Here is a 2008-nt window from a genome sequence, read left to right as displayed (position 1 = left end):
TATCGCTCTCCTTGAGGTTCTGGCAGGCTCGACACCCGCCTCGATACGCCGCCTCTCTCAACCCGTCATCACCCAGTTTCGGCCATAGCTCCCCGCGACTTCGGGAAAGCTGACGGGTGCGCCGTCGCTTTCGCTCATGGCCTTGATCGTCGCGTAGGTCAGCAGGCCGTGGCCGGTCCCGGGCTGCTCCCACGCGGCTTCGGTCGGAGCGCACGCCGCGAGCAGGATTCGGCCTTCGCCCGAGATGCCGGCGAGACCGAAAGTGCTTCGCGGTCGCGCAGCCGTTTCGAGCACGCGAGCTGGTGCGTTGCCGCTGAAGCAGCAATCCAGAATACAGAGCACAACCTTGGCTTTGGTCGTCCGGAAGGCCTCGGCCAAGACCGTTATTGAGAGCGCCGTTCCGGCGAGATCAGCAGGATCGGTGTCGAGGCAACGAGGCTGCCGTCAGGAGATCCGTGCCCGGCGAAGCTCAGCACAACGGTTTCGTCGGCATTCGCGGTGTCGAGCGTGCCGACGACCGCGTCCCGAACGTCTGCAAGCGTCGCTCGATCGTCTGTGAGCAAGCGGGCCGAAAGACCGGGGATTGAGTCGGAGAACAGGGCCCAGAGGGCGGTGGCGTCGCGTTTGGCCCCGCGAGTTCCGGAATGTCGGGGCTAATGGTGTCGGTCGATGCCGAGCCAGTTCCGCACAAAAAGGGTGGTTCCGCACCCAAAACGGAACTTAAGTAAGCTATTGCCGGATATACTAATTAGTCATATATGATAGATAAATTCATGTTCTTAATCATATATGGCTACATCATGAGTTCGCCGAAATCCAATACCGCGCTAGAACGCCTTGGTCACGACCTCCGATCGGCTCGCCTGAGCCGCCGTGTGGCCGTGGCCGACTTGGCCGCGCGCGCAGGTACGTCGCCTAGCACTATCGCGCGTCTGGAAAGAGGCGATCCGGGAGTTGCCGTAGGTACGCTCGCAGACGTGCTTGTCTCCCTTGGGCTTGTCGAGAAGTTGGCCGACCTCGTCGATATCCGAAAGGACGATCTGGGTTTGGCGTTGACCTCTGAGCGGTTGCCGCAGCGTGGCCGATCGTACGCGGCCACGCTGCGCAAGCAGGAGAGGCAAGACTACAAGTCTGGGAAAGACGAATCGGACGACGTTGATCCGAACGGCGTGGCCTTCTGATGACCGAATACTACGCCCGAGTCGCCCTTGGCGAGGGCTTGACGCGAGTCGGTGAACTGCGCTTCACGCAAACCGGGCCTCGTCAGTTTTCGATCTTTGCCTACGACCCGGCTTGGACGAAGGATCCTCGTGCCTTCGCGTTGCAGCCGAACATGCCCTTTGATGGCGGGCCGTTTCACGCGTCGGCGCAATCTGGCAATTCCCGCGAGGCGCTCGCTGGCGTTTTCTCTGACGCTGCCCCTGATAGCTGGGGACGCAGACTTCTCGAACGTGTCTATGGCAATGGCCTTTCCGAATTCGAATATCTGACGCTGTCCGACGATACATGTCGGCAAGGCGCCCTGCGCTTCATCGATGAACAGGGGAAGATCATCACCGGAAAGGCCAGCGACGCGGTACCGCGCCTACTTGATCTACAGGCGATCACTGCCATCGCCCGCGCCTACGAACAAGGCAAGGAGATATCGGCTGAGGAAATGCAAGCTCTTGCCGGTGCAGGCGGCTCGGGCGGTGCTCGGCCCAAAGCCAACGTCCGTGACGGAGAGGTTCTCTGGCTAGCCAAGTTCACTTCCGTCCATGATCAGCACCCTATCGAACAGGTCGAGGTTGCGACGCTGGACCTTGCAAAGATGTGTGGCATTCGCGCTCCCGCGGTCAGACTGGAACTTGCCGACACGAAATTTCCGGTTGCGCTCGTTCAGCGCTTCGATCGACGCGGCAACGCCCGCATTCCCTACATCTCCGCTCGAACGGCGCTTGGGAGGACAGGCCTAGATGTGAACTTTCAGGAGGTTGTCCATTCGGCCCGTGCCGTGAACGCTGATGTC

Annotated in this window: 3 protein-coding genes; 2 read left to right on the top strand and 1 reads right to left on the bottom strand. The window is 60.8% G+C overall.

Features of this window, described 5'->3' with window-relative positions; translation table 11 throughout:
- Positions 1–57 precede the first annotated feature (57 nt).
- Positions 58–378, bottom strand: coding sequence for a hypothetical protein (locus A3AI_RS49865; RefSeq protein WP_024521132.1), 321 nt, complete (start codon positions 376–378; stop codon positions 58–60).
- Between the two features lie 395 nt (positions 379–773).
- Here A3AI_RS49865 and A3AI_RS0141865 point away from each other — a divergent pair, with 395 nt between their 5' ends.
- Together A3AI_RS0141865 and A3AI_RS0141860 are read left to right on the top strand one after the other, a co-directional pair.
- On the top strand, positions 774–1181 hold the full coding sequence (locus A3AI_RS0141865; RefSeq protein ID WP_245287095.1) for a helix-turn-helix domain-containing protein: 408 nt from the start codon (positions 774–776) through the stop codon (positions 1179–1181).
- On the top strand, positions 1181–2008 hold an 828-nt coding region (locus tag A3AI_RS0141860; RefSeq protein WP_024521129.1), incomplete at its 3' end, for a type II toxin-antitoxin system HipA family toxin. The genes A3AI_RS0141865 and A3AI_RS0141860, both read left to right, overlap by 1 nt.

Source organism: Bradyrhizobium sp. Tv2a-2 (genome assembly GCF_000472425.1).
GTDB lineage: Bacteria > Pseudomonadota > Alphaproteobacteria > Rhizobiales > Xanthobacteraceae > Bradyrhizobium.
Note: the sequence above shows the minus strand (reverse complement) of the source record. Positions and strands in the feature narration are given on the sequence as shown.

Excerpts from the sequence above, each read along its gene's own strand:
- A3AI_RS0141865 (WP_245287095.1), top strand. The coding sequence starts at position 774 with ATGTTCTTAATCATATATGGCTACATCATGAGTTCGCCGAAATCCAAT.